Origin of the sequence: Tardiphaga sp. 839_C3_N1_4, assembly GCF_051811045.1 — a bacterium.
In the GTDB taxonomy this organism is placed as follows: domain Bacteria; phylum Pseudomonadota; class Alphaproteobacteria; order Rhizobiales; family Xanthobacteraceae; genus Tardiphaga.
The window spans coordinates 1175329-1192455 of sequence record NZ_JBPWQD010000001.1 but is presented as its reverse complement, the minus strand read 5'-3'; the positions used below and the strand labels follow the sequence as shown (position 1 = coordinate 1192455).

Sequence of the window (17127 nt, the reverse complement as noted above, 5' to 3'; positions counted from 1 at the left end):
ATGCGTTTGATCTCGGGGCTACGGCCCACTCCAGCTCCGGCGTCTTCAACGCGCTGCTGCGAGTGGGCAGCTTGCGCACGCAAGCTCGGTTGACTGCCGCGCGATGTTGCCCATATGTGGACATGTCGTGGTTCTTCGGGAAGGTTTGCCCGAAGCTAAGAGGGAAGCCGGTGAGGCGTTAAGCCAAGGCCGGAGCTGCCCCCGCAACTGTAAGCGGTGAGCCGCTGTCCATTAAAGTCACTGAGACCTGCAAAGGTTTTGGGAAGGCCGGACAGCAGCATTGACCCGCGAGCCAGGAGACCTGCCTCGACAACATAAACGTCCTCGGGCGGGGTGTCCCGGTGGTGCGGTTGCGATTCCGCGACTGCCGTCGTGGAATCCAGACGTGTCACTTTGGCCTTTTGCCCCCAATCATTGGGGTTAAGCCATGTCTACTGTGTCAAAGTCTACTTCTTCCAAGTCTTCTGCCAAATCTACGTCCTCGCTTCCTGTTGCTACGTTGGGAACGCCACGGATCGGTCCGCGGCGTGAGCTCAAGATGGCGCTGGAAAGCTATTGGTCCGGTGCAATCGACGAGAATGCGCTGATCGATGTCGGCGTCGGGCTGCGTGCCGCAAACTGGGCACGTCAGAAGTCGCTCGGGATCACGGTTATGCCGTCGAACGACTTCTCATTCTACGATCAGGTACTCGATACCAGCGTCATGGTAGGCGCCATTCCGAAGGTCTATGGCTGGAAGGGAGGAGACGTTTCCTTCGCGACCTATTTTGCCATGGCGCGTGGATCACAAGGCGATGCGCATGACGAGGCCTGCACGCACGGCTCTCATACGCATGATACGTCGCAAGGCGTACCAGCACAGGAGATGACCAAATGGTTTGATACCAACTACCATTTCATGGTGCCTGAACTGGCGCAGGATCAGACCTTCAGTCTCGCATCGCGCAAGCCGATCAAGGAGTACGAGGAGGCGAGATCGCTGGGTTATCAGACACGACCTGTGCTGGTTGGGCCTGTGACCTATCTCAAACTGGCCAAGAGTATGGATGCGTCATTCGACCCGGTGACGCTGCTCGATCGATTGCTGCCGGTTTATGTCGAGGTACTCGGCGAACTGGCCGACAAAGGGGCCGAATGGGTGCAACTGGATGAGCCGTGTCTCGTGCTCGATCTCGATGCACTCGCCCGGCAAGCGCTGCAGCGGACCTACGCTGCCTTTGCAGAAGCGGTCCCGCAGCTCAGGATCATGCTAAACACTTACTTTGGCGAACTTGGCGATAACCTCGATCTGGCCCTGTCGCTTCCCGTCGCCGGACTTCATCTCGATCTGGTCCGTGGATCGGAGCAGTTCGACGAAGTAGCTGCGAAGGCACGGAAGGACCTGATCCTCTCGCTCGGCGTGATCGACGGACGCAATATCTGGCGGTCCGATCTGTCCAGTCTGCTCGATGGGGTGGAGCCCATGGTCGATCTCCTGGGGAGGGATCGCGTTGAGCTCGCGCCGTCCTGTTCGCTGCTACATGTGCCGATTGATCTGGGCCTCGAGACTGATCTCGATCCGGACGTCAAAAGCTGGCTGGCTTTTTCGATCCAGAAGATGGAAGAGCTGGCCGCACTTGGAGCAGCGCTGGCTGGCAGCCGCGCTGATGTCGCTGCAACGCTTGCCGCGTCGGATGCCGCGGCGGCTGCGCGATTGGCATCGTCGAAGATCCACGATCTTGCTGTCGCCAAGCGTGTCGCCGCTGTTGATGCGACCATGCGACGTCGCGGCAATGACTTTGCCACACGTGCGGCCGATCAGCATCGACGCTTCAAGCTGCCGGCATTCCCGACAACGACCATCGGCTCGTTTCCGCAGACCGCGGAAGTGAGAAACGCACGCGGAGCCCATGTCAGGGGTACACTCAGCGATGCCGCCTACAAGACGTTCCTGCAGAACCAGACGGCGAGGGCGGTTCGCTGGCAGGAGAATATCGGTCTCGACGTGCTGGTGCATGGCGAGTTCGAGCGCAACGACATGGTGCAGTATTTTGGCGAGCAACTTTCCGGCTTCGCCTTCACCAAGCATGGCTGGGTGCAGTCCTATGGCTCCCGCTATGTGCGGCCTCCCGTGCTGTTCGGAGACGTGTCCCGGCCGCATCCGATGACCGTCGAATGGTGGCAATATTCGCAGTCGCTCACCGAGAGGCCGATGAAGGCCATGCTGACGGGGCCCGTCACGATCCTGAACTGGTCGTTCGTGCGCGATGACATTCCCCGCGAAGTCGCGTGTCGCCAGATCGCACTCGCGATCCGCGATGAGGTGACGGATCTGGAGAAAGCTGGCGCCGGCATGATCCAGATCGACGAAGCGGCACTCCGCGAAGGGCTTCCGCTGCGCAAATCGGAATGGAAGTCCTATCTCGATTGGGCCGTGGAGAGCTTCCGCATCTGTTCGTCAGGCGTGCGGGATGACACGCAGATCCATACTCATATGTGTTACTCGGAGTTCAACGACATCATCGATGCGATCGGTGCCATGGATGCCGATGTGATCTCCATCGAAACGTCACGATCGAAGATGGAGCTGCTCGATGCGTTCAGGACCTACAAGTATCCGAACGAGATAGGTCCTGGGGTCTATGACATCCACTCGCCGCGGGTGCCTGAAACGCGCGACATGCTCGATCTGCTGAAGCTTGCACGGCAGCGGCTGGCGGACTCCCAGCTCTGGATCAATCCCGATTGCGGGCTGAAGACCCGGAAATGGGAGGAGGTGCGGCCTGCGCTCGTGAATATGGTCGCGGCAGCGCGTGAGTTGCGAAGCCTCGCCTAGGGCGAGTCGAATGCCGCCCCGTTGTCATGACGGGGCGGCATTTGCCTTTACTTTGTGGCCAGCTTCACGCCGAGACGGCCAGCGAGCTCCTGCACGAACTGCCAGGCCACGCGACCTGAGCGCGAGCCACGGGTGGTCGACCATTCCAATGCGTCTCGCTCCAGCTCGGCGGCGTCGGTCTTGAGGCCATAGTGGCTGCAATAGCCGCGCACCATGTCGAGATATTCGTCCTGGCTGCATTTGTGGAAGCCGAGCCAGAGGCCGAAACGATCCGACAGCGACACCTTCTCTTCGACCGCTTCGCCGGGATTGATCGCGGTCGAGCGTTCGTTCTCGATCATCTCGCGCGCCAGAAGATGGCGGCGGTTCGAGGTCGCATAGAGGATCACGTTGTCCGGCCGGCCTTCGATGCCGCCTTCCAATACGGCTTTCAGCGATTTGTAGGACGCATCGTTGCCGTCGAAAGAAAGATCATCGCAGAACACGATGAAATAAAAATCCGAGGCGCGGATCTGTTCCATCAGCGCCGGCAGGCTCTCGATGTCCTCGCGATGAATCTCGACCAGCTTGAGACGACCAGCGACGGACTTGCTGGCATTGACTGAGGCATGCGCGGCCTTGACCAGCGATGACTTGCCCATGCCGCGCGCGCCCCAGAGCAGCGCGTTGTTGGCCGGCAGGCCGTTGGCGAAGCGTCGGGTGTTCTCGATCAGGGTGTCGACCTGCTGGTTGATGCCCTGCAGCAGGCCGATATCGACCCTCGAGACCTTCGGCACCGGCGCAAGGCGGCCGTCGGGATGCCAGATAAAGGCTTCGGCGCTGCCCAGAGAATCAGCGTTGGACAACTTCGGCGCCGCCGCAGCCATGCCGGCGGCAATGGCCTCAAGGGCGAGCGCGATCCGCTCATCGATCTGGGGGGCGGCGGCTGGTCGCGGACGTTTTGCCGCGGTCGTGCGGACGGTCTTGGACGTGCGGGTCGCAGGGGCCTTTTTGGCAGGGCGGCGGCTTGTTTTATTGGGCTTTTTTGACATTTTTGACTTTCCTCGGCGCGCACCCATATCGAGCCCGGAACACATCCGCAAGCGGTACAAATCGCAGACAAATCAGAGGGTTTACCGGCGTTGCAATTGGGACGCCGGCCGCTATAGTCCGCGCGAATTTACCCAAACCGGCCGAACGCCGACGCGTCGCCGGTTTATTCCCCAGCGTTTACGAGGACTTCCCGATGTTCATTACCCCTGCGTTTGCCCAGGCTGCAGCCGGCGGCGACACCAACAGCATGCTGATGTCGCTGCTGCCTTTCGCGCTGATCTTCGTGATCATGTATTTCCTGATCCTGCGTCCGCAGCAGAAGAAGGTGAAGGACCACGCCGAGATGGTGAAGAACATCCGTCGTGGCGACACCATCGTCACCTCGGGCGGTTTGGTCGGCAAGGTCACCAAGGTGGTTGATGACGAGCAGGTTGAGTTCGAACTCGCCGAAGGCGTTCGCGTACGTCAGCTCCGCACGATGATCTCGGGCGTGCGCACCAAGGGTGAGCCCGCCAAGGAGAAGGCGGACAAGGCTGATGCCAAGGACGACGCGGCCGCGAGCTGATGCGTTTGCGCGTCGCCATTTCAAGAATCTGACGGATCATCTCGATGTTGTATTTCACGCGGTGGAAGGCGCTGGCGGTCATTCTGACGGCGCTCGTGGTCTGCCTGTGCGCGGTTCCGAATTTCTTCCCCGAAGCCACCGTGAAAACCTGGCCGAAATGGGCGCAGCGCCATCTGGTGCTGGGCCTCGACTTGCAGGGCGGCTCGCACATCCTGCTCGAAGTCGATGCCAATTCGGTCAAGAAGGACAAGCTCGATCAGGTGCGCGACGACGTCCGCCGCACGCTGCGTGATGCCAAGATCGTTTATACCGGTCTCGGCGTTCGCGGCGACAATGTCGAAGTCCGTATCACCAAGGACACCGAATATCAGACCGCGCTCAGCAAGCTGCGCGAACTGTCACAGCCGCTCGGCGGCTTGATGGGGCAGAGCGGCCAGCGTAGCCTGGAAGTCTCGGATGCCGGCAACGGCCTGATCCGTCTTTCGGTGCCGCCGGCAGCGATCAATGATCGCATCCGCCAGTCGGTCGAACAGTCGATTCAGATCGTCGAACGCCGCGTCAACGAACTCGGCACCGTCGAACCGCTGATCCAGCGTCAGGGCCTCGATCGCATCCTGGTACAGGTGCCGGGCCTGCAGGACCCGACCCGCCTCAAGGAATTGCTGGGCAAGACGGCGAAGCTAGATTTTCGCATGGTCGACACCTCGATCCCGGCCGAGCAGGCGCAGGGCAGGGTGCCGCCGGACTCCGAACTCCTGATGAGCTCGCAGTCGCCGAAGACGCCGTATCTCGTGAAGAAGGAAGTGCTGGTCTCGGGCGCTGACCTGACTGACGCGCAGCCGGGCTTCGACCAGCGCACCAACGAGCCGATCGTCTCCTTCCGCTTCAACACGTCCGGCGCACGCAAGTTTGCCGATGCCACGGTGAAGAACGTCAATCTGCCCTTCGCCATCGTGCTCGACAACGAAGTGGTGTCGGCCCCGGTCATTCGCGAGCCGATCACAGGCGGTTCCGGCCAGATTTCCGGCAGCTTCACCGTGCAGGGCGCCAACGATCTGGCGATCCTGCTGCGCGCCGGTGCACTGCCGGCTCCGCTCTCGATCATCGAAGAACGCACCGTCGGTCCGGGCCTCGGTCAAGACTCGATCGCCAAGGGCGAACTCGCTGCCTATGTCGGCTCGATCCTCGTCATCGTCTTCATGCTGTTGACCTACCGCCTGTTCGGCCTGTTCGCCAATATCGCGGTGACCATCAACGTGCTGATGATCTTCGGTATCCTGTCGCTTCTCAACGCCACGCTGACGCTGCCCGGCATCGCCGGCATCGTGCTGACAGTCGGCATCGCTGTGGACTCCAACGTGCTGATCTATGAGCGCATCCGCGAGGAATTGCGCGCCGGCCGGACCGCGATCTCGGCGATCGACGCGGGCTTCAAGCGCGCGCTCGCGACCATTCTGGATTCCAATATCACAACCTTTATTGCGGCTGCGGTGCTGTTTTACATTGGCACCGGACCGGTCCGCGGCTTCGCCGTGACTTTTGGCATTGGCATTATCACGACGGTTTTCACGGCCTTCACCGTGACCCGTCTGATCGTCGCCGGCTGGGTCAGGTGGAAGCGGCCGACCAGCGTGCCGATTTGAGTTTACGGAGCAGATTTTGACAACGACACAAATTGTTCTGGCAGGCCTGGGCGCGCTGATCGTCATTCTGTCGATCGTGGCGATCTTCGATCTGTTGCCGTCGCTCCGCATCGTGCCTGACGATACGAAGTTCGATTTCACGCGCTTCCGCCGCATCTCGTTCCCGATCTCGGCGCTGCTGTCGATCCTTGCCATCGTGCTGTTCTTCACGCACGGGTTGAATTTCGGCATCGACTTCAAGGGTGGCACGCTGCTCGAAGTCCAGGCCAAATCCGGTACGGCCGATATCAGCGCGATGCGCACGACGCTCGCCGCCCTGCAACTCGGCGACGTGCAGCTGCAGCAGTTCGGCGGCGCAGCCGACGTGCTGATCCGCCTGGCCGAACAGCCGGGTGGCGATGCCGCGCAGCAGGCCGCCGTTCAGAAGGTTCGTGCAGCCCTCGGTGACAGCGTCGAATATCGCCGCGTCGAAGTGGTGGGTCCGCGCGTCTCCGGCGAATTGCTGGCTTACGGCATGCTCGGCCTGATCGTCGCGATCATGGGCATCCTGATCTATCTCTGGTTCCGCTTCGAATGGCAGTTCGCCTTGGGCGCCATGATCGCCAACGTCCACGATATCGTGCTGACGATCGGCTTCATGTCGATCACACAAGTCGACTTCGATCTCACCAGTATTGCGGCGCTGCTGACCATTCTCGGCTATTCGCTCAACGACACTGTCGTCATCTACGACCGTATTCGCGAGATTCTGCGTCGCTACAAGAAGATGCCGATGCCGGAGCTGCTGAACGAGTCGATCAATTCGACGCTGTCGCGCTCGATCATCACCCACGTCACCGTGACGCTGGCGTTGCTGGCGCTCTACGCGTTTGGCGGCCAGGCGATCCACTCCTTCACCGCCGTCATGATCTTCGGCGTTGTGCTGGTCGGCACCTACACCTCGATCTTCATCGCCGCGCCGCTCCTGATCTATCTCGGCGTCGGCGAACACCGCGAAGACGCCGACAAGCCCGCCGCGAAGCCGAAGCCCTGAGATGCCGGTCGGTCCCGAAGCGCCGCACCTTCCGCGCTCGGCCGCCATCGAAGCCTACGGCAAGGGTGGCTTCCACTTCGACACCATGTCGCATCAGGGCTCGCTGCTGTGCCTGCCCGATGCGGTGTGGGCGTGGTCGGTCACCAAGGCCAGCGACATTGACCGCCATTCGCTGCGGCGCGTGTTCGAAGGCGCGGCAGGCATCGACACGCTGATCATCGGCACCGGCAACGAGGTCTGGATCGTGCCGAACGACCTGCGCAACGCCCTGCGCAATCTGCACGTAGTGATCGACGCGATGCAGACCGGTCCTGCGATCCGCACCTATAACGTCATGATGGGCGAGCGCCGCCGCGTTGCCGCTGCATTGATCGCGGTGCCATGAGTGGTGCTGATCAGAGCTCCGCGGCTTTCTGCGCGGAGTTGGTGCGCAGCCACGACTTTGACCGCTACGCGGCGACCCTGTTCGTGCCTGCCGACAAGCGCCGTTCGCTGCTGGCGCTCTATGCGTTCAATACGGAAATTACCCGCGTCCGCGAGCTCGTGAAACAGCCATTGCCCGGCGAGATCCGGTTGCAATGGTGGACCGACATGCTGGCCGGCGCAGGTCATGGCGATGTCGAACAGAACCCCGTTGCTGCCGAATTACTGTTAGCGATCCGCGCGCACGATCTGTCCGTCGACAGGCTGTCCAAGCTAATCGATGTGCACATTTTCGATCTCTACAACGACCCGATGCCGGATCTCGCGCTGCTGGAGAGCCACTTTCGCGATACGCTCGGGACACTGTTGTTCTCATCGGCAAAGATTCTCGGCGACGGGTCTGAGGCCAGCGCTCATGTCGCCGAGCATGCCGGGCTGGCCCAAGGCGTCGCGCGGATCATTACGCGTCTGCCCTATGACACGATGCGGCGGCAGTTGTTCATTCCGCAGGACATGCTGCTGCAGAACGGCAGCAGCGCCGATCAGATGGTTGCCGGCAAGATGACGCCCGGTATCCGCGCAACGCTGGATCGGCTGATATCAGGTGCGCAGGAGCAACTCGCGACAGCGCAGGGAATGCTTGCGGATGTAGCACCGGCTGCGCGCGCGGCGTTCCTGCCGATGGCGCTGGCGAAGCACGATCTGGCGCAGATGGCGCGGACGGATCACGATCCGTTCGAGCTCCATGTCAGATCGCGGCTGCGGACCCTGTGGACGCTGTGGCGCGCGTCGCGATCAGTGTGATGTCAGCGTCTGGTCCGTCGTCTCGAAGTTGAAACGGTCGCGCAGGTTCTTTCGCGACTCCAGAATGTCCTTCAGGAACGCGCGGTCAGCGTCGCTGGTCATCAGCGGCTCCAGCAGATCGACCTGGTTCATCGCGACGAGCTGCAGCACTTCGGTGCGAATGCGGCCTGAGGCGTCGCGGGGCAGGGCTGCAACGACCTGCAGATGCTCGGGCGGCTTTGCTCCCTTTGCGGCAGCCAATTCACCTTGCAGCTTCGTTTCCAACACGACGTCGTCGGCCTCGACGAATGCATAGAGCCCGACGCCGGTACGGCGATCGGCGAACGCCACGATCGACGCGTCGCGCACTGCCGGGTTCTGCTTGATGATCTCCAGCAGCGGCGGGGCATCGTTGACCAGACGCTTGCCGCCGCCTTCGCGGTCGGTGAAATTGAAGATGCCGCGTGTGATGGCGCGATAGACCTTCTTGCCGGTCATCAGCCAGATTCGTGCCGGCAGCGACTTCTTCGACAGAATCGCCTTTTCCTTCGGCGTCAGCAGCTCCGGCGCGTAAGTGCGCTTGTGCTTCAGGAGATGACGCAGGTCTTCATAGGCCGCGATGCGAAACAACTGGCTGCGGGACTTGAAGCAGACCGCGAGCTGAAAGTCGGTGACGTAGGCTAGGCCGTCGCTGCCGCGCAGCCAGTTCTGCTCCTTGGCGAGATCGTTGTGGCACACGCCCATGCGATGCAGCTTGCGCAGCGCCAGCTTCGCGGATTTGAAATAGCGCGCATCGTGACGCGGCTTGGCGAGATGCAGCGCGACGCCATCGATGAAGCCGCGCACCAGCGCGCGGTCGCCGGCCCAGAGCAATTCAGGCCCGACGCGCAGATCGCGCGCCAGCGTCAGCGCACGGCGTTCCCGCGTGAACAGATGCAGCGCCAGCAGATACGACCACCACGGCACCTGATCGAGCCGGCGCAGCACCGCATCGACTTCGCCCGATGACGTGCGATAGCGACCGCGCTCGACGGTCGAGAACACGTCGCGTTTCAGTAACACGCCTTCGGTCCAGGTCTTGGACAGTGCGGCGACGTCCTGTGGCGGCAAACTCATCGAACAATCCTGAAATTCAAATCGCTAGCGTCATGCCGCGGCTGCGACGGGCAGGCTGGCGGCAATCCAGTCATCCATGTCAGCCAGCGCCCGCGCGCTCATCGCCTGCTTCTTGGCAACGGTCTTCTCATTGCCGCGCAGCCGCGAGCCGTCGGGCTTTTTGGTCGGCGCCAGAGCCAGCGGCGGGAACAGGCCGAAATTGATGTTCATCGGCTGGAACGAGCGCGGGCCTGCGTCGACGGTTTCGATATGACCGCCGGTGATGTGGCCGAGCAGCGAACCCAGCGCCGTGGTGACGGGCGGCGGCGCCAGCGACTGGCGCTTGGCATCGGCTGCCGCATAGAGGCCGGCGATCAGGCCGACGCTAGCGGACTCCACGTAGCCTTCGCAGCCGGTCATCTGGCCGGCGAAGCGCAGGCGCGGTTGCGCCTTTAGGCGGAGCTGTTCGTCGAGAAGCTTCGGCGAGTTCAGGAAGGTGTTGCGATGCAGGCCGCCGAGCCGTGCGAATTCGGCATTCTGCAGGCCGGGGATCATGCGCAGCGCCTGCTGCTGCGGGCCGTATTTCAACTTCGTCTGGAAACCGACGATGTTGTAGAGTGTGCCGAGCTTGTTGTCCTGGCGCAGCTGTACGATGGCGTAGGGCTTCACGAGGGGATCGCGTGGGTTGGTGAGGCCGACGGGCTTCATTGGGCCGTGACGCAGCGTCTCGCGGCCGCGCTCGGCCATCACCTCAATGGGCAGGCAGCCGTCGAAATAGGGTGTGTTAATTTCCCATTCCTTGAAGTCGGTCTTTTCGCCGGCCAGCAATGCATCGATGAAAGCGTCATACTGCTCGCGGGTCATCGGGCAGTTGATGTAGTCGGCGCCGTTGCCACCGGGGCCGACCTTGTCGTAGCGCGACTGGAACCAGGCGATCTCCATGTCGATGGAGTCTTTGTGCACGATCGGTGCGATGGCATCGAAGAAGGCCAGCGCGTTCTCGTCGGTCAGGCCACGGATGCCGTCCGCGAGCGCTGCCGAAGTCAGCGGCCCTGTCGCGACGATGACATTGCGCCAGTCGGCGGGCGGCAGGCCGGCGACTTCGGCGCGGTCGATGGTGATGAGAGGGTGATCGTTCAGCGCCTTGGTGACGGCATCGGAGAAGCCGTCGCGATCGACCGCCAGCGCGCCACCGGCGGGCACCTGGTTGGCATCGGCGCAGCGCATGATCAGCGAGCCCAGCTTGCGCATCTCGGCGTGCAGCAGGCCGACAGCGTTGTTGAGCGCGTCGTCGGAACGGAAGGAATTGGAGCAGACCAGTTCGGCGAGGCCATCGGTGCGATGGGCGTCGGTCATCTGGTGCGGCCGCATCTCGTGCAAGATCACGGGAATGCCGACATTGGCGACTTGCCAGGCGGCTTCCGAGCCGGCGAGGCCCGCGCCGATCACATGGACGCAGTCGTCTGGGTTTGGGGCTGTTGTCATGGCCCCGCATGTAGCGCGTTTCGGCGCGAAGTGGAATTCGCTTCGCGGAAATTCTGCCGGTTAGCCAAAGCTTTGAAGACGCTTTGGTTCGAACGCGTGTGGCACTGAAGATCGTGTCTTCAGGGAACCACGATTGCGCCCGCGCGAGGCGGGCGCAATCCGTGAAACGTCAGGCAGGACAGATAGAACGTCCTGACGGATCAACCGTTATAGGCGCCAGAAGCAACGCGCGGAATGTCCGAACGGTCGAGACCGATGTCGGAAAGCTCGCGATCGCTGAGCTGGGAGAGTTCGGCAACGTTGCGCTGATAGTCGCGGAACGCCTGGATCATGCGGATGAATGAAAGCAGCATTTGAGTTCTCCTTCGTTAGGCGATTCATCTCTTGCGAGGTGCTTCGCTGTTGAAGTGAATATAGGTGACAATATCGCAGTGCAGCAGTCGAGATGTTGCGATGCAGCTAGTCAAAGACTGCATAGCTCGCGCAAGGAATGATTAACCTTTCGGCGCTCGGAGGCGATTTTGCGGGCACGGTGCGTATTGAGGCACCTTTGGCGATGGTTATAGCTGTTAATTAGTCAGTTAAATCATGCGTTTGGAGCTGTTCCAAAGCTCAGCCGAATGCCAGAGATCGAACCGGCGCAATGAAGCCTTTCTGGCGTCAATCAGTCACCGTGCTCGGCGGTTCCTTGTAAGTTCCCGTCCGGCTTCGCTATGCGCGATTCGCATACGAACATTAAGAATGAACATAAAATCATTCTTACGCGAGGCTTGCGGGGCGACTTTTCTCTAAACTGCATGCGTGAAGGCAAATACATATGCAACTGAGGTCCTAAGGGAAGCGCGGTTGCTGTTGGCCTCCACATCAAAAGGTCGATGACTGCGACGTCAGTGAAATCGCGCGAATTACATTTGTGTAAGTTTGTTGCTCTCGATTTCTGAAGCGCCAGAAAGCTGAGTGTTTTTGGTGGCGATCACAACCGGCTCACATTCAATTCACTGCGGCTGTTATTTCCAGGATCGCAGCTGGACGTATCAATTCCTTCTACAGAATCCGGCAATGGCGTCGGTTCTGTTGCGAAGGACAAACAAGATGATCACAAGATTACTGGGAGCGGCCGCCATGGCTGCTGTTGTGTTCGCTACGGTGCCGGCTTCGGCTGCACGTATGGAAGGCTGCAGCGGCAGCAACCTGCTGAAAACCGAAACCGCCGTCGAAGCGATGCCGGACGGCGATGCGAAGTGGGTTGCGTTCAAGGAAATGACGGATGCGCAGACCGCGTTGCTCGATAACAAGATGCGCGCGTGTGCGGTCCATCTGACCAGGGCCATGCATGTCGGCATGACGAAGTAAGAGATCACGGGAGGGGCCGCTTGCTGAGGAGCGGACGGCCCTTCCATCCATCATCCCATGCGCGTCTATGGTTCTTTGGCGAGCTGACTGGCGAAAGTGGCGATGGTCTTCGAATAGACCTCGCTCTTGTTCCACTGCTGAATGACCGCGAAGTTCGCAGTGCCGGGCGCAAAATCCTGATCGCGTTTCCAGCCATAGCTGGCGAGGTAGTTTGCCGTTGACGCCAGCACGTCGGGCGCGCTGCGCAGCAGGTCGCGATGGCCATTGCCGTCGAAGTCGACAGCGAATTTCAGGTAGGACGATGGCATGAATTGCGTCTGGCCGATTTCGCCGGCCCAGGCGCCATGCATCTCGGCAGGCGCGAGGTCGCCGCGGTCGACAATGCGCAGGGCATCGAGCAATTCACCGCGAAACATCTCGGCGCGTCGACAATCATATGCGAGCGACGCGATGGCGCGGATGGTCGGGAATTTGCCGACGTTCACGCCATAGTCGGTCTCCAGTCCCCAGATTGCCACCAGCACTGGACCGGGCACGCCATATTGCTGTTCGATGCGTCCGAGCACCGAGCCGTAACGCTTCAGCATGTCGCTGCCGCGACGCAGCCTTGGCGGCACCATGCGCCCGGAAAATTCCTCGAAGCTTTGTTTGAAGACCTGCTGGCCGCGGTCGCGCGACAGTACGCTGTTGTCGAGGGTGACGCCGGTCAGTGCCGCATCGACGGTCTTCTGCGAAATGCCCTTACCGACGGCTTCGGTCTTGAAGGCGGCGAGCCAACCATCGAAACTGCCGGTGCCGCAGGAGGGCGCAGCAACGGCCGGCGCTAGCGGTGAGATCAGGACTGTACCAAGCAGGAACGTACGAAGCAGGGCGCGCATGGTCTCAAGGCTCTCATTCGATCGTGAAATGATGTCGCGACGATATTGCGCGATGAGCCTTCCGGTGAACCGCGGCCAAAACAAGGCTTGCGCGGTGATATCAGAACAGCATGACGGCCTCTCGCGCAATTCTGCGAGAGGCCGTCATTGGGCGAGATAAGACTATCGGGTCCACGTTACTCGTCGCTGCACCATTGAAGATGATGAGCTGCCAGCCTTGCGGCGTGGTCAGCACCTAGCGCCATGGCTCACGCTTCGGTGAAAATGTCGTCCGACATTCACAGCGCTGCAATGCAGCGGCCGGGCTTTTGCCTCAATTCAGGCGGACCTTGCTACCGACGTCAAACGATGTGCCGAGGACTTTGCCAACTGGCTTGGGCAGTTGCTTGGAACGACTCTTCCCCGCAGTCTATCGCGTCGCATTGGCAAGCGAGTGGTGGGCGGATACAAGTACGAACCGGCTGGTGCTGCCGGAACCAAACACGGCACGAATTCTTCAATCTGTCACGAAAGCTATTGGGAGCGACATATGAGCATTTTCGGAAAAATCATGGGCGCGATTTTTGGCACCAGCGCCAGTGCAGCATCCCCTGATGCCGCGCCGGCTGCCGGCGGTTCGGCTCCCGCAGGCGCTGCGCCGATGGACAGTGTTGACGTTGCTGCGATCCTCGACAAGGCCGTGGCGGCCAAGGGCGAGAAGCTGGAATGGAAGACCTCGATCGTCGACCTGATGAAGGCGCTTGACATCGACTCCAGCCTGTCGGCCCGCAAGGATCTCGCCAAGGAGCTCGGTTACACCGGCGACACCAGCGATTCTGCCAGCATGAACATCTGGCTGCACAAGCAGATGATGACCAAGCTCGCTGCCAATGGCGGCAAGCTGCCGGCCGACATCAAGCACTAAACTTTCCGTTTTGGGACGGAGCTGAAGGCCCGCGCTCGCGCGGGCCTTTTTGCTGTGGTATACCAGCACGCATAAATACAAGACCAGAAAACAAGACAAAACATACGAGGAGAAACGCCATGGACCCCATCAACCGCAGAACGATTCTGACCACCGGTGCCGTTGCCCTGGCTGGCAGCGCATTGGCGGGCGAGGCCGCGCAGGCGCAGGCCGGTCCCAAGGGCATATTCTCGGTCGCGACGGTGACGATCCCCATCGTCGGCGAGACCGACGTGTTTCCGGTGCGCCGCATCTATTGTATCGGTCGCAACTACGCGGCGCATTCCCGCGAGATGGGATCGGACCCGACGCGCGAGCCGCCGTTCTTCTTCCAGAAGCCAACCGACGCGATCCAGAACGTCAAGATCGGCGAGGTCGCCGATCACCCGTATCCGTCGCTCACCAAGAACTATCATTACGAGGTCGAACTCGTCGCCGTGCTGAAATCCGGCGGCACCAATATCCCCGTCGATAAGGCGCTCGACCACGTCTATGGCTATGCTGTCGGACTCGACATGACACGCCGCGATCTGCAGCGCGCCATGGGCGACGAGAAGAAGCCATGGGAGATCGGCAAGAGTTTTGACCACGCCGCAGTCATCGGCCCGATCCATCCGGTCAGCAAAACCGGGCACATGACCAAGGGTCCGATCTCGCTCGCGGTCAATGGCACCGTGAAGCAGACCTCCGACCTCGACAAGATGATCTGGAGCGTCGCCGAGCAGATATCGAAACTCTCGGACGCCTTCGAGCTGAAGGCCGGCGACATCATCTATTCCGGCACGCCGGAGAATGTCGGCCCGGTCGTGAAGGGCGACGTGCTGCTCTGCAAGGTCCAGGGCTTGCCGGACATGTCGATCAAGATCGTTTGAGAGCGATTGTTTCCGCGCAGGCGCTGTCGTCCGATGTGAATGTCAAACAGCCACGGTGCTTCAGACATGCGTCATCACCCCTGTTATTTGCAGCGCGGGGGCGCCGTCGTCCTTTGCATTCCCACCCCCTTGTGAGAGGGCGTGCGGAACGCCGGGTGCCCGTTGCACCCTTGGGCCTGATGCGAATGCGGTCTTCCGCAATTGTGAGTGCATCAGGACTTTCGGAGGCGCCGAGCAAGTGCCCGACGTTCCGCCTGCGGTGTTTTTTCGGTTGCCTGCACATCTGCCATGGCGAACGGTCCCATCACCAAAATTAATGTCCCAGGGCGGAGGGACAGGGTAGCCGCAAAGCACTTGGCCGGACGCGTTTTGACTTGGTCGTCCGTCACACTGTCCAGGGGTCTTTCCATCCCAAGGCCGGCCGTCTCCTTGCCAGTGGCAGTGCTGGCGCAGATCCGTCCTGCCCGAAGACAGACGTCACCCGTGAACTGCGTAACGCCGCATCTCCGGCGTCCACCGCATCCTGCCCCGCGAACGTGACGATCGCGATCGCCCCTCTCGGTGGGGCAGGACGTATGGATAATAATCCTTTGTGGAATATTGTCAATGATATATAGGAAAAAATGTTTTGGGTGCATTCAACGCGGGTCCACTCCACACTCGTCATTCCGGGGCGCGGGCGCGCCTTCGCGCACGCGAACCCGGAATCTCGACATGGGGGTCTCTAGTCAGCGCAAAACACACCGAGATTCCGGGTTCGCGCTTCGGCGGCATTGCCGCCTTCGCCCGCCCCGGAATGACGAACCCGGAGGCCCGGACTGACGAGTGTGGTTCTCGCTTCCCCGCCACTCCATATGGAGTGGCTTCGCGCTTCAGCGGCATTGTCGCTTCGCGCGCCATCAGTAACGGTGGCGGGATATCCGCCTAGTTCACCAGATCCGCATAGTCCGGATGCTGGCGCAGATAATCCACCACGAAAGAACAACCCGCGACGACCTTCAGCCCATCCGCACGGATCAACGCCAGCGCGCCCTTCACCAGTTCCGAGGCGATGCCGCGGCCACGCAGGGCAGGCGGCGTTTCGGTGTGCGTGATGATCACGCGATCGCCGGCCCGGCGATAATTCGCAAAGGCGATGGATTCGCCGACATCCAGCTCGAAGCGATTGAGCGCCTTGTTGTCGCGAACGCCGGTCATGCCGCGTCTTTCAGCAAATCCTGATAGTCCGCATGCTTCGCGATATATGCGGCGATGAAGGGGCACTGCGCCACGACCTTCAATCCCTGTGCACGGACGGCATCGAGCGCACCGCGGGCAAGCTGTGAGCCGATACCTCGGCCACTCAATTCCTGCGGCACGACAGTGTGGACGAAAGTGATGGTATCGGACGTCCGGGTATATTCGGAAAAAGCGATATGGCCGTCGACCGCGAGTTCGAAACGGTGAAGCGAAGTATTGTTATAAACCGCGTTGCTCATTCTCAGTCCATTCACAGGTGTCCGGGAGAAGGTAGCAGTCATTTCCAAACCGGGGCAATGCAGCCGCCGCATGCTTCATCTGACAGGGGAAATCCGTGTCGCCGCGCGGGGCCTTCTGCCGTTCTGCGCGCCATGAAAAATGGCTTTGATGTGGCCTTGCAAAGGCAAAGCGGGTTCCTACGTCAATTACAGACATACGCCCCGAAGCGGCCGGATCGGTCGTTTGACAGTTGGAGTGTCATGCCAACCGCCGCTGACGTATGCCTCTTTTGGAGGAGGTCACGATGTCAGACTCTCGGTTTCTCGGTACACATCGCACGTGGGAAGACTGGTTTGGCATGGCGCTTGGCGTCCTGATTGCGCTGTCGCCCTGGTTTCCTACGCAGAACGGTCATCAATATGCCGGGGGGACCCCCAGCGCCATAATCATTAACACGGTGGCGGTTGGCGTCCTGGTATTTGGCGTTGCCCAGCTTGAGTATGTCGCGCTGCAACGCTGGGAGGAGGTGGCCGCGATCGTTCTCGGCCTGTGGTTGATCGTCTCACCACTTTTTCTTGGTTATTCCGGCGACGGCATGCTCAGATTCATCCACACCTGCCTCGGCGGTCTCGTGGTGCTGCTGGCAGCACTGCAGCTGTGGCAGGACTGGGATTTGAGTGATGGGGAAATGGCCCGGCACGGGCAGTGACAACAGGCGATCAGGCCCGCCGGTCTTGTCATGAGGCCGG

The 17127-nt window shown here is 60.9% G+C and carries 17 protein-coding genes and 1 riboswitch; of the genes, 10 read left to right on the top strand and 7 right to left on the bottom strand.

Annotated features, from left to right (window positions below; translation table 11 throughout):
* The first annotated feature begins 111 nt into the window (after positions 1–111).
* A riboswitch (cobalamin riboswitch) is annotated at positions 112–323 on the top strand.
* Between the two features lie 104 nt (positions 324–427).
* Positions 428–2815, top strand: a complete 2388-nt coding sequence (gene metE / locus AB8A38_RS06010; protein WP_439085353.1) for a 5-methyltetrahydropteroyltriglutamate--homocysteine S-methyltransferase — start codon at positions 428–430, stop codon at positions 2813–2815.
* Positions 2816–2862: 47 nt separating this feature from the next.
* Here metE and AB8A38_RS06005 read toward each other — a convergent pair whose 3' ends face one another.
* Positions 2863–3846 carry an ATP-binding protein gene (locus AB8A38_RS06005; protein WP_439085352.1) on the bottom strand — a complete coding sequence of 328 codons (984 nt, stop codon included), beginning with the start codon at positions 3844–3846 and terminating at the stop codon, positions 2863–2865.
* Between the two features lie 194 nt (positions 3847–4040).
* Here AB8A38_RS06005 and yajC point away from each other — a divergent pair, with 194 nt between their 5' ends.
* Genes yajC through AB8A38_RS05980 form a run of 5 tightly spaced genes read left to right on the top strand, consistent with a single transcriptional unit; the run spans position 4041 to position 8315 of the window.
* A complete protein-coding gene (gene yajC, locus AB8A38_RS06000) occupies positions 4041–4412 on the top strand; it encodes a preprotein translocase subunit YajC (protein ID WP_093758697.1) in 372 nt (123 codons plus the stop codon).
* 44 nt (positions 4413–4456) lie between these two features.
* Positions 4457–6055 (top strand): protein translocase subunit SecD, encoded by a 1599-nt coding sequence (gene secD, locus AB8A38_RS05995; protein WP_439085351.1) that lies wholly within the window; start codon positions 4457–4459, stop codon positions 6053–6055.
* Positions 6056–6071: 16 nt separating this feature from the next.
* Positions 6072–7088 (top strand): protein translocase subunit SecF, encoded by a 1017-nt coding sequence (gene secF, locus AB8A38_RS05990; protein WP_439085349.1) that lies wholly within the window; start codon positions 6072–6074, stop codon positions 7086–7088.
* 1 nt (position 7089) lies between these two features.
* A complete protein-coding gene (locus AB8A38_RS05985; protein ID WP_439085348.1) occupies positions 7090–7473 on the top strand; it encodes an Mth938-like domain-containing protein in 384 nt (127 codons plus the stop codon).
* Positions 7470–8315: a phytoene/squalene synthase family protein gene (locus tag AB8A38_RS05980; protein WP_439085347.1), complete on the top strand. Its 846-nt coding sequence runs from the start codon at positions 7470–7472 to the stop codon at positions 8313–8315. Before AB8A38_RS05985 ends, AB8A38_RS05980 begins: the two co-directional genes overlap by 4 nt.
* Here AB8A38_RS05980 and AB8A38_RS05975 read toward each other — a convergent pair.
* The 3 genes from AB8A38_RS05975 to AB8A38_RS05965 all read right to left on the bottom strand — a co-directional run bounded on the left by AB8A38_RS05975 (position 8307) and on the right by AB8A38_RS05965 (position 11227).
* Complete coding sequence (locus AB8A38_RS05975) at positions 8307–9410, bottom strand: serine/threonine protein kinase (RefSeq protein WP_439085346.1); 1104 nt, start codon at positions 9408–9410, stop codon at positions 8307–8309. The two genes, AB8A38_RS05980 and AB8A38_RS05975, sit on opposite strands and share 9 nt — an antisense overlap.
* A gap of 30 nt (positions 9411–9440) precedes the next feature.
* Positions 9441–10874, bottom strand: coding sequence for a methylenetetrahydrofolate--tRNA-(uracil(54)-C(5))-methyltransferase (FADH(2)-oxidizing) TrmFO (gene trmFO / locus AB8A38_RS05970; RefSeq protein ID WP_439085345.1), 1434 nt, complete (start codon positions 10872–10874; stop codon positions 9441–9443).
* A 200-nt stretch (positions 10875–11074) separates the two neighbouring features.
* Positions 11075–11227 (bottom strand): DUF1127 domain-containing protein, encoded by a 153-nt coding sequence (locus AB8A38_RS05965; protein ID WP_081421766.1) that lies wholly within the window; start codon positions 11225–11227, stop codon positions 11075–11077.
* A 739-nt stretch (positions 11228–11966) separates the two neighbouring features.
* Between AB8A38_RS05965 and AB8A38_RS05960 the strand changes: the two genes are divergently transcribed.
* Positions 11967–12227, top strand: a complete 261-nt coding sequence (locus tag AB8A38_RS05960; RefSeq protein ID WP_439077081.1) for a hypothetical protein — start codon at positions 11967–11969, stop codon at positions 12225–12227.
* Positions 12228–12292: 65 nt separating this feature from the next.
* Here the strand turns inward: AB8A38_RS05960 and AB8A38_RS05955 are convergent, their stop codons facing one another.
* Positions 12293–13105, bottom strand: a complete 813-nt coding sequence (locus AB8A38_RS05955) for a lytic murein transglycosylase (protein ID WP_439085343.1) — start codon at positions 13103–13105, stop codon at positions 12293–12295.
* A gap of 529 nt (positions 13106–13634) precedes the next feature.
* Here AB8A38_RS05955 and AB8A38_RS05950 point away from each other — a divergent pair.
* Both AB8A38_RS05950 and AB8A38_RS05945 read left to right on the top strand, forming a co-directional pair.
* Positions 13635–14009, top strand: a complete 375-nt coding sequence (locus AB8A38_RS05950) for a DUF3597 domain-containing protein (RefSeq protein WP_089264465.1) — start codon at positions 13635–13637, stop codon at positions 14007–14009.
* A 119-nt stretch (positions 14010–14128) separates the two neighbouring features.
* The gene (locus tag AB8A38_RS05945; RefSeq protein WP_439085342.1) at positions 14129–14920 is read left to right on the top strand and encodes a fumarylacetoacetate hydrolase family protein; all 792 of its coding nucleotides are present in this window, start codon (positions 14129–14131) and stop codon (positions 14918–14920) included.
* A gap of 924 nt (positions 14921–15844) precedes the next feature.
* On the opposite strand, the gene AB8A38_RS05940 is transcribed toward AB8A38_RS05945, so the two are convergent.
* The gene (locus tag AB8A38_RS05940; RefSeq protein WP_439085341.1) at positions 15845–16117 is read right to left on the bottom strand and encodes a GNAT family N-acetyltransferase; all 273 of its coding nucleotides are present in this window, start codon (positions 16115–16117) and stop codon (positions 15845–15847) included.
* Positions 16114–16398, bottom strand: coding sequence for a GNAT family N-acetyltransferase (locus AB8A38_RS05935; RefSeq protein WP_439085340.1), 285 nt, complete (start codon positions 16396–16398; stop codon positions 16114–16116). The genes AB8A38_RS05940 and AB8A38_RS05935 overlap by 4 nt, the downstream gene beginning before the upstream one ends.
* Positions 16399–16682: 284 nt before the next feature.
* Here AB8A38_RS05935 and AB8A38_RS05930 point away from each other — a divergent pair, with 284 nt between their 5' ends.
* Complete coding sequence (locus AB8A38_RS05930; protein WP_439085339.1) at positions 16683–17087, top strand: SPW repeat domain-containing protein; 405 nt, start codon at positions 16683–16685, stop codon at positions 17085–17087.
* Positions 17088–17127: the final 40 nt, after the last annotated feature.

What these genes read in the sequence shown, in the direction of transcription:
- AB8A38_RS05955 (WP_439085343.1), bottom strand. Translation starts at nt 13,105, where the DNA reads ATGCGCGCCCTGCTTCGTACGTTCCTGCTTGGTACAGTCCTGATCTCA.
- secD (WP_439085351.1), top strand. Translation starts at nt 4,457, where the DNA reads ATGTTGTATTTCACGCGGTGGAAGGCGCTGGCGGTCATTCTGACGGCG.
- AB8A38_RS05975 (WP_439085346.1), bottom strand. Translation starts at nt 9,410, where the DNA reads ATGAGTTTGCCGCCACAGGACGTCGCCGCACTGTCCAAGACCTGGACC.
- metE (WP_439085353.1), top strand. Translation starts at nt 428, where the DNA reads ATGTCTACTGTGTCAAAGTCTACTTCTTCCAAGTCTTCTGCCAAATCT.
- AB8A38_RS05960 (WP_439077081.1), top strand. Translation starts at nt 11,967, where the DNA reads ATGATCACAAGATTACTGGGAGCGGCCGCCATGGCTGCTGTTGTGTTC.
- AB8A38_RS05950 (WP_089264465.1), top strand. Translation starts at nt 13,635, where the DNA reads ATGAGCATTTTCGGAAAAATCATGGGCGCGATTTTTGGCACCAGCGCC.
- AB8A38_RS05980 (WP_439085347.1), top strand. Translation starts at nt 7,470, where the DNA reads ATGAGTGGTGCTGATCAGAGCTCCGCGGCTTTCTGCGCGGAGTTGGTG.
- AB8A38_RS05985 (WP_439085348.1), top strand. Translation starts at nt 7,090, where the DNA reads ATGCCGGTCGGTCCCGAAGCGCCGCACCTTCCGCGCTCGGCCGCCATC.
- AB8A38_RS05935 (WP_439085340.1), bottom strand. Translation starts at nt 16,398, where the DNA reads ATGAGCAACGCGGTTTATAACAATACTTCGCTTCACCGTTTCGAACTC.
- yajC (WP_093758697.1), top strand. Translation starts at nt 4,041, where the DNA reads ATGTTCATTACCCCTGCGTTTGCCCAGGCTGCAGCCGGCGGCGACACC.
- AB8A38_RS05945 (WP_439085342.1), top strand. Translation starts at nt 14,129, where the DNA reads ATGGACCCCATCAACCGCAGAACGATTCTGACCACCGGTGCCGTTGCC.
- AB8A38_RS05940 (WP_439085341.1), bottom strand. Translation starts at nt 16,117, where the DNA reads ATGACCGGCGTTCGCGACAACAAGGCGCTCAATCGCTTCGAGCTGGAT.
- AB8A38_RS05965 (WP_081421766.1), bottom strand. Translation starts at nt 11,227, where the DNA reads ATGCTGCTTTCATTCATCCGCATGATCCAGGCGTTCCGCGACTATCAG.
- AB8A38_RS06005 (WP_439085352.1), bottom strand. Translation starts at nt 3,846, where the DNA reads ATGTCAAAAAAGCCCAATAAAACAAGCCGCCGCCCTGCCAAAAAGGCC.
- AB8A38_RS05930 (WP_439085339.1), top strand. Translation starts at nt 16,683, where the DNA reads ATGTCAGACTCTCGGTTTCTCGGTACACATCGCACGTGGGAAGACTGG.
- trmFO (WP_439085345.1), bottom strand. Translation starts at nt 10,874, where the DNA reads ATGACAACAGCCCCAAACCCAGACGACTGCGTCCATGTGATCGGCGCG.